General features: G+C 66.6%; 5 protein-coding genes and 2 pseudogenes. 2 read left to right on the top strand and 5 right to left on the bottom strand.

Annotation, left to right across the window (positions count from 1 at the left end; all coding sequences use genetic code 11):
* Together AC27IQ_RS15310 and cobW are read right to left on the bottom strand one after the other, a co-directional pair.
* A pseudogene (locus AC27IQ_RS15310) lies at positions 1-566 on the bottom strand (cobaltochelatase subunit CobN); the annotation flags it as partial.
* 33 nt (positions 567-599) lie between these two features.
* Positions 600-1,649: a cobalamin biosynthesis protein CobW gene (gene cobW, locus AC27IQ_RS15305; RefSeq protein ID WP_487089963.1), complete on the bottom strand. Its 1,050-nt coding sequence runs from the start codon at positions 1,647-1,649 to the stop codon at positions 600-602.
* A gap of 230 nt (positions 1,650-1,879) precedes the next feature.
* On the opposite strand from cobW, the gene AC27IQ_RS15300 reads away from it, so the two are divergent.
* Positions 1,880-3,112, top strand: a complete 1,233-nt coding sequence (locus AC27IQ_RS15300) for a multidrug effflux MFS transporter (RefSeq protein WP_284405815.1) — start codon at positions 1,880-1,882, stop codon at positions 3,110-3,112.
* A 46-nt stretch (positions 3,113-3,158) separates the two neighbouring features.
* Here the strand turns inward: AC27IQ_RS15300 and AC27IQ_RS15295 are convergent.
* The 3 genes and pseudogenes from AC27IQ_RS15295 to orn all read right to left on the bottom strand — a co-directional run bounded on the left by AC27IQ_RS15295 (position 3,159) and on the right by orn (position 7,542).
* Positions 3,159-4,635 (bottom strand): annotated as a pseudogene (locus tag AC27IQ_RS15295) (sensor domain-containing diguanylate cyclase).
* A gap of 130 nt (positions 4,636-4,765) precedes the next feature.
* Complete coding sequence (locus AC27IQ_RS15290; protein ID WP_487089962.1) at positions 4,766-6,694, bottom strand: DEAD/DEAH box helicase; 1,929 nt, start codon at positions 6,692-6,694, stop codon at positions 4,766-4,768.
* A gap of 269 nt (positions 6,695-6,963) precedes the next feature.
* A complete protein-coding gene (gene orn, locus AC27IQ_RS15285; RefSeq protein WP_284429067.1) occupies positions 6,964-7,542 on the bottom strand; it encodes an oligoribonuclease in 579 nt (192 codons plus the stop codon).
* Positions 7,543-7,579: 37 nt separating this feature from the next.
* Here orn and AC27IQ_RS15280 point away from each other — a divergent pair.
* Positions 7,580-8,646 (top strand): M48 family metallopeptidase (locus AC27IQ_RS15280; RefSeq protein ID WP_487089961.1); only part of this gene is annotated, 1,067 nt, incomplete at its 3' end.

Below are 8,646 nucleotides of genomic sequence, written 5' to 3'. Positions count from 1 at the left end.
AGCGCCGGCGGCACATGCACGGCGGCCTGCGGCAGGCTGCGCGGCGGCAGCGGCGCATCGCCATGGTCCAGCCCGTGGAAGGCCACCGCGCGCAGGAACTGCAGCGCATTGCCCGCGCCGCCGGCGCGAAGGTACTGCCACAGCCCATGGCACACCGAAGGGGGCAGCGTGCTGCGCTCCACCAGGTGCGGGTCTTCCTGCAGGTCGCCCGAGAACATGGCCAGTCGCTGCCCCTGCCGGCGCGCGAGCGCGCCGATCTGCTGGATGCCGTAGGGCCAGGCCGATTCGGAACCCAGGTGGTCCACGATCACCACGCGCGCGTGGCGCAACACCTCGTCCAGGTACAGGTCCAGCGACGCGGGCTGGCGCAGGTACAGCAGGTTGGCCACCCGCACCGAGGGAAAGCCCGGCTGCGTGCGCGCCAGCTCGGCACAGGCGGCCGAAAGCAGCGCGAGCGTGGTGTCGGCCGAACTGAGCACGACGATGTCCGCCGGGCTCTGGTCCAGGCGGGTGATGACGGTCTCGTCCTCGACGAAGCCGCCCGGGCGGGTGCTCAGCAGGTGCATGCGGGCGGGCCGGGCCGGACTATCGCGCCCGCATCAGGCGGCCACGCCGTCGAGCCCGGCACGCAGCGCGGTGGCATCCAGCGCCTGGCCGATGAACACCAGCCGCGTGCGGCGGTCCTCGCCCTCGCGCCATGCGCGGTCGAAGTGGTGATCCAGGCGCCGGCCCACGCCCTGCAGCAGCCAGCGCATGGGCTTGCCTGGAATGGCGGCGAAGCCCTTCACGCGCAGGATGGCGTGCTGCTCCACGAGGCCCGCCAAGGCGGTCAACAGGCGGTCGCGGTCCACGGCCGGCAGATCGATCACGTGCGCGTCGAACTCGTCGTGGTCGTGGTCTTCTTCATGGTCATGGTGGCTCTGGCGCTGGTCGATCGAGGCCTCGGACGCCTTGGACAGGCCCAGCAGCACATCCAGCGGCAGGCGGCCCTGCTCGGACTGCACCACCTTCACGGACGAGGGAATCTCCTCGCGCACCAGCACCTGCACGCGGGCCAACGCATCGGCGTCCACCAGGTCGGTCTTGTTGAGCACGACCAGGTCCGCGGCGGAGAGCTGGTCCTCGAACAATTCATGCAGCGGCGACTCGTGGTCGAGGTTGGGGTCGGCGCGGCGCAGGGCATCCACGGCCTGGGGGTTGGCGGCGAACTGGCCGCTGGCGGCGGCCGGCGTATCCACCACCGTCACCACCGCATCCACGGTGAACACGTTGGCGATCTCCGGCCACTGGAAGGCCTGCACCAGCGGCTTGGGAAGGGCCAGGCCCGAGGTCTCGATGAGCACCGCATCGATCTGGTCGCGCCGCTCGGCCAGCAGCTTCATCACCGGGAAAAACTCTTCCTGCACCGTGCAGCACATGCAACCGTTGGCCAGTTCGTAGAGCGCGCCTTCGCGCTCGTTGCCCGCGTCGTCGCAGCCGATGCCGCAGCCCTTGAGGATCTCGCCGTCGATGCCGAGTTCGCCGAACTCGTTGACGATCACCGCGATGCGGCGGCCGTCGGCGTTGTCGAGGATGTGGCGCAGCAGCGTGGTCTTGCCGCTGCCCAGGAAGCCGGTGACGATGGTGGCGGGAATCTTGGACGTTTGCATATCGGTTCTTTCGGTGCCGCAGACGGCGGAACTGCGGAATTATCCGGGAACCCGCCGAACCGTCTCCCGCGGGACAGGCGGCGCGGCCTGCACACCTCCCAAAGTGGAGCCTGCACCATAATCGTGACCCTGTGCCCTGCGGCGACGGGGCGTGCCAACAGGCATGCGGACCGCTCTCCGCCCCCCGGCGGCACGGCCCTTTCGCCCGTCCTCTGCTCCACACCGAATCCATGAACCCTGAAGCCCACAACATCTGGCGCGCACCGCGCTGGGCCCTGGCCGTCCTGCTGGCGCTGCTGGGCATGCTGGGCCCTTTTTCGATCGATACCTACATCCCCGCGTTCTCGGGGATCGCCGCCGCGCTGGGCGCCTCGCCAGTGGAAATGCAGCAGACGCTGTCGGCCTACCTGTTCGGCTTCGCCTTCATGACGCTGTTCCACGGAGCGCTGTCGGACAGCTTCGGGCGCAGGCCCGTGGTGTTGTGGGGCATTGCCGTGTTCACCCTGGCGTCGGCCGGCTGCGCCCTGTCGGAGAGCATCGGCCAGTTGGTCATCTTCCGCGCGCTGCAGGGCCTCTCGGCAGGTGCCGGCATCGTGGTGTCGCGTGCGGTGATCCGCGACATGTTCCCGCCCGCCCAGGCGCAGCAGGTGATGAGCCAGGTCACCATCTATTTCGGCGTGGCACCGGCCATCGCGCCCATCATCGGCGGCTGGCTGTTCGTGCACGCGGGGTGGCACAGTGTGTTCTGGTTCCTGACCGGCGTCGGCGCGACGCTCTGGCTGGCCAACTACCGCCTGCTGCCGGAAACGCTGCATGCCGAGCAGCGCCAGCCCTTCAATGCGCGGCACTTGCTGCGCGGCTACTGGGAGCTGGGCTCGAGCCCCCGCTTCCTGCTGCTGGCACTGGCCAGCGGCGTGCCATTCAACGGCATGTTCCTGTACGTGCTGGCCGCGCCGGCCTTCCTGGGCGACCACCTGGGGCTGGCTCCCACGCATTTCTTCTGGTTCTTCGTGCTGACGATCTCGGGCATCATGGGCGGCGCCTGGCTCAGCGGGCGGCTGGCAGGGCGCATCGCGCCCAAGCGGCAGATCCGCCACGGCTTTCTGATCATGTTCTCGATGTCCATCCTGAACCTGCTGGCGAACTGGCTGTTCAAGGCACACGTTTCCTGGGCATTGCTGCCCATCGCCGTGTTCGCGTTCGGTTGGGCGCTTATGGTGCCCGTGGTCACCCTGCTGGTGCTGGACCTGCATCCGGAGCGGCGCGGCATGGCCTCTTCGCTGCAGGCCTTCGTGGGGTCGTCAGCCAACGGGCTGGTGGCCGGGGTGGTCGCCCCCCTGGTCATGCATTCCACGCTGTGGCTGGCCGGTGCCTCACTGGGAATGATGTGCGTGGGGCTGGGAGCCTGGGTTTACCTGCACCACCGTTGGCCGGACGTCGGCCGCACCGCATCGGCGGGCTGACCCCGGATCGTTCACGCCCCGCCCAAGCGCGGCGCCAGCCTTCGCCTCAATTGCTGCCCCGGCGGCGATCCGTCTCGCGGGCCTGGTAGTAGCGCATCTTCTCGGCGTACATGGCCTGGTCCGCCCGGTTCACCGCGGCCTCCAGCTGGTCGCCCGAAGAGGCACTCGAGATTCCCATGGACAGGCTCAGCGGCCGGCCGGGATAGAACTGGTTGTTCAGGTCCAGCAGCGAGTTGATGCGTTCCATGAGGGAATGCGCACCCCGTTCGTCGGTCGCAGGCATCAGCACGGTGAACTCGTCGCCGCCGATGCGCGCGGCGCATGCCGGCGCATCCACGGCCTTGGCCAGCACCTCGCCCACGCGGCGCAGCATGGCATCGCCGGCCGCATGGCCCTCTTCATCGTTGATCGACTTCAGACCGTTCATGTCGATCACGAGAACGGCCACCGGCCAGGGGCCCTTGCGCGTGAGCCGATTCAGTTCCTCGACATAGAAAGCCCGGTTGCGCAGCTGGGTCAGCACGTCGTGCTTGCCCAGGTATTCCAGGTACGCCTCCGCCTTTTTTTCGCGCGGTGATGTCCACCAGCGACAGCAGCACCATGCTCCAGTCGTGCGCATGCTCGGGCAGGATGGCGAATTGCATGTGGATGTTCACGGCATCGCCGGAGAGGGAGTAGTTCACCACCTCGCGCTGCTGAAAGAGCCTGCCGTCCCACAAGTCCAGCAACTGCTCCGCAAAGGATTCCTGCATTTCCCCCCGGAACACCTTGCCGATCCGGTGCAGCAGCATCTCCTTGGACTCGGCCCCGAACATCGACAGGGTTTCCTGATTGACGTCGATCACGCGGATTTCGTGCATGCATCGCACCACGAACTCGGGGTGCACCTTGAGGAAGGTCTTGAAATCGCGGATGCCCTGCGCCCGCACGTCGTCGAGCAGCCGCTTGACCGCGCTGAAGTCCTCCACCCACAGCGACACCGGCGAATTCTCGAAGAGGCCGCGCGCATACAGCTCGCTCTCCTTCAGGGCACGGCTTGCCTGGTGCTGCGCGGTGTTGTCCTCCAGGGACACCAGCACGCGGCTCCAGTCGTCCTCATGCCCGGGCAGGATGCGTCCGCGGATCTGCACGTCGAGCCGGCGGCCATCGAGCGTGTAGTTGACCGCCTGGTTGGAAAACTCGGTCGCCCCGGACCACAGCTGCAGAATCTCGGGCAAGGCCTGCGCGTGCATGTCGTCGCGAAACACCTGTCCGAGAGAGGCCTCCAGCGTGGCCTGGTCCGGCGCGGCGAACAGCTCCAGCGTCCGCTGGTTCACCTTGATGACCTTGAGGCAATGGCTGTACTGCCGCAGGCAGGAGGGGTCGTTTCGGACGTGCTCGGCGATGTCTTGCACCCCTTCGCTGCGCCAGCGGGCAAAGAGTTGCTTGAGCGCGCTGTAGTCCTCCAGCCAGAGCGACACGGGCGCAAGGTCGAACATGTGTTCGAAGTCCGCGTCCGAGGACGAGGGCAAAGAAGACGGCATCGGGAACCTCCAATCAAGCGGACGATTGTCGGGCAGACGCCGACCGTACCGTTCCATCGTGTGGTCCGCCCATAAAAAAAGCCAACCCCGAAGGGTTGGCTTTTGCAGTCAGCGGCAGTCCGCGCGCCGATCAGCGGGCAGGGCGTGCAGGGCGCTTGCGTGCATCGTGCGGCACAAAAGGCTTGCCGCCGCCGGCTCCGGGCTTCGCGAACGCCGGCTTGCGGGGAGCGAATTCGCCACGGGGGGCGAAATCACCACGCGGAGCGAAGTCGCCGCGCGGAGCGCCGCCTTCGTTGCGCCCACCGCCGAAGCCATTGCCACGGGCTGCGTCGCCGAAGCCGGGCTTGCGGCCATAGCCATCGCCATCGCGGCGGGCACCGCCGCCGAAGCCGCGGTCATCGCGCGGAGCGGCATGGCCGCCAGCACCTTGATAGCCGCCACCAGCAGCACGGGGAGCGGGAGCGCCACGGCCACCGAAACCGCTGCGGTCGTTGCCGGCAAAGCCGCCACCGAAACCGCCACGGCCTGCGCCGGCCGGCTTGCGATCTCGCGAGAAGCCGTCACGGCTTTCGTAGCCACCCTGGCGGCCACGGCCACCGAACTCGGGACGGGCCTGCGGCGCGCGTTGCTGCGGCTCCAGGCCAGGCACCACTTCCGACTTGAACTGCTGCTTGCTGTAGCCTTCGATGTCGAAGATCTTGCGGCGATCGCGGAACTCGGCGAACGTCACCGCCAGGCCGTCGCGGCCTGCACGGCCGGTGCGGCCGATGCGGTGGGTGTAATCCTCCGCCTTCATCGGCAGGCCGTAGTTGAACACGTGCGTGATCGTGGGCACATCGATGCCGCGGGCGGCGACGTCGGTGGCCACCAGCACCTGCACCTGGCCGCTGCGCAGCGCCATCAGGCGGCGGTTGCGAAGGCCCTGGCTCAAGGCGCCGTGCAGCGCCACGGCCGAGAAGCCTTCCTGCTGCAGGTCGTTGGCCAAGCCGTCGCATTCGACTTGCGTGCTGGCGAACACGATGGCCTGGTTGATCGTCGTGTCGCGCAGCCAGTGGTCCAGCAGCTTGCGCTTGTGCTGGGCGTTGTCGGCCCAGAACAGCACCTGCTTGATGTTGGCGTGCTTTTCCTGCGGAGAGTCGATCTGGATCTTCTTGACCGACGCGCCGTTGTCGTGCATCACACGCATGGCCAGTTGCTGGATGCGCGGTGCGAACGTGGCACTGAACATCATGGTCTGCTGGCGCTGGGCGGTCAGCTGGTTCAGTTCCGCCAGATCGTCCGAGAAACCGAGGTCGAGCATGCGATCGGCTTCGTCCACCACCAGGAATTGCACCTGGTCGAGCTTGATCTGCATCGAGCGTTGCAGGTCCAGCAGGCGGCCGGGCGTGGCCACCACGAGGTTGGCGTTCTGCAGCTTGGCGATCTGCAGCTGGTACGGAATGCCGCCCACCACATTGGCCACGCGCAGGCCGCGGCAATGCTTGACCAGTTCGATGGCGTCATGGGCCACTTGCTGGGCCAGTTCGCGGGTGGGGCACAGGATCAGGGCGCCGGGTGCGGCGGCCTTGAAATTGCGGGGATTGGTCGGGTCCTTGCGCTTGCGCTTGGGGGCCGGCTCGCCACGGGCCAGGGCTTCGGCAACGGAACGGTCGAACTCGTCGCGGGCGGCGGCATCGGCTTCGGCCTGCTGGCGGATCAGCGTGTGCAGCACGGGCAGCAGGAACGCGGCGGTCTTGCCGCTGCCGGTCTGGCTCGAAACCATCAGGTCGATGAACTGGCTGGACTCATCGCCCGAACCCATGGCCAGAGGAATGGCACGCTCCTGCACACCCGTGGGCTGGGTGTAGCCCAGGTCGGCCACAGCCTGCACCAGTTCGGGGGCCAGGCCCAGACGCACGAAGCCGTTGGGCAACGCGGGTGCCGCGTCTTCCGCCACAGCGGAGGATTCAGTGGATTCGATGGATTCGCCGGCTTCGATCGCGGACGATTCCAGCGTTTCAACGGCCATGGAAGATTCAGCAGGCGCGAATTCGCCCTGCACTTGCAAAGTGTCGGTCATATTTTTCTCACACGAAGACGGCCGCAGGCGTGGCCTGCGGAGGCTTCGTCAATGGTTAAAAAACATCAACCATCAAACGAAACCAGCGCCAGCATGTTGCTGGGCAGGTGGGCATTAGCGCGGGATCCAGGCTGAAGGTTTTCAGCAGGCCGCAGGCCCAGTGTGTGAAGGGAGATGCACAAACTGCGCGATATTTCCGCGCAGCCGGCGATTATTGCACGGCTGGGGGTTTCCCGCAATGCACTTGGGTTAAAGAACGCGTTAGGCGCTCAAAGCGCCAGCAGGTGGGTGCGGTAGTGCGCAAGTTCGTCGATCGATTCGTGCACATCCGCCAGGGCCGTGTGCCGCTGCGCCTTCTTGAAGGAGGTGTAGGCCTCGGGCTTCCAGCGCTTGGCCAATTCCTTGAGGGTGCTGACATCCAGGTTGCGGTAATGGAAAAACGTTTCCAGCCGCGGCATGTACCGGACCAGAAAGCGGCGGTCCTGCCCGATGCTATTGCCGCACATGGGCGCCGTGCCCTTCGGCACATAGCGCGAGAGGAATTCGATGATCTGTTGCTCTGCCTCGGCTTCGGTCACCGTGGAGGCGCGCACCTTGTCGATCAGGCCGCTGCGGCCGTGTGTGCCCTTGTTCCATGCGTCCATTCCGTTGAGCAGCGCATCCGACTGATGAATGGCGAACACGGGGCCCTCCACGCGAGGGCTGAGCGTCGGTCCCGTGACCACGACGGCGATCTCCAGCACGCGGTCGGTGTCCGGGTTCAGACCGGTCATTTCGCAGTCGAGCCAGACGAGGTTCTGGTCGGATTTGGGTAGCACAGGCACAGTGGGGTTGGCGATATCGGACATGGCCGGCATTGTCGCCGATGGCCTAAACTCGCCGGACATGCCCACCCCTGCCCCTTCCGCGTTGCTCGCGCCCTCCACCCTTCTCACCCTGCTGTTCGCCGCCTTTCTGGTGGCGGGGCTCGCACTCCGGTTCTGGCTGGCATCGCGCCAGATCCGCCATGTGGCAAGGCACCGCGACGCCGTGCCTGCCGCGTTCGCCGGCCGGATACCACTCACAGCCCACCAGAAAGCGGCCGACTACACCATCACCAAGGCCCGCTTCGGCCTGCTGGAGATGGCACTGGGCGCCGCGGTGCTGCTGGGCTGGACCCTGCTCGGCGGGCTGGATGCACTGAACCAGTTCCTGCTCAATGCACTGGGTGGCGGCATGGTGCAGCAATTGGCGTTGCTGGCGGCCTTCGCGGCCATCAGCGGGTTGATCGACCTGCCCGCCACGCTCTACCAGACCTTCGTGATCGAACAACGCTTCGGCTTCAACCAGATGACGGCGCGCCTGTGGCTGGCAGACCTGGCCAAGTCCACCTTGATGGGCGCGGCCATCGGCCTGCCCATCGCGGCACTGATCCTGTGGCTCATGGGCGCGGCCGGCCCCCTTTGGTGGCTGTGGGCCTGGGGCGCGTGGATGGGATTCAACCTGCTGCTCATGGTGGTCTATCCGATCTTCATCGCGCCGCTGTTCAACCAATTTCAGCCGCTGGAAGACGAATCCCTCAAGGCCCGCGTCACGGCCCTCATGCAGCGTTGCGGCTTTGCAGCCAAAGGGCTTTTCGTGATGGACGGCAGCCGCCGCAGCGCCCATGCCAACGCCTATTTCACGGGGTTCGGCGCAGCCAAACGCGTGGTGTTCTACGACACCCTGCTGCGCCAGTTGTCCCCCGGCGAAGTCGAGGCGGTGCTGGCCCACGAGCTGGGACATTTCAAGCACCGCCACATCGTCAAGCGCATCGTGAGCCTTTTCGCGCTGAGCCTCGCGGGCTTTGCACTGCTGGGCTGGCTTTCCACGCAGGGCTGGTTCTACACGGGGCTGGGCGTGCTGCCCAACCTGTCGCTCGAAGGTGTGGCCGGCTCTGCGCCCAACGATGCCCTGGCGCTGCTGTTGTTTTT

The sequence above is a fragment of the Acidovorax sp. KPB24-07 genome (assembly GCF_057543315.1).
This window is presented reverse-complemented; position numbering and strand designations above follow the sequence as displayed.

Bases quoted from the DNA above. Each gene is read 5' to 3' on its own strand.
- cobW (WP_487089963.1), bottom strand. From the start codon at position 1,649: ATGCAAACGTCCAAGATTCCCGCCACCATCGTCACCGGCTTCCTGGGC.
- AC27IQ_RS15300 (WP_284405815.1), top strand. From the start codon at position 1,880: ATGAACCCTGAAGCCCACAACATCTGGCGCGCACCGCGCTGGGCCCTG.
- AC27IQ_RS15290 (WP_487089962.1), bottom strand. From the start codon at position 6,694: ATGACCGACACTTTGCAAGTGCAGGGCGAATTCGCGCCTGCTGAATCT.
- orn (WP_284429067.1), bottom strand. From the start codon at position 7,542: ATGTCCGATATCGCCAACCCCACTGTGCCTGTGCTACCCAAATCCGAC.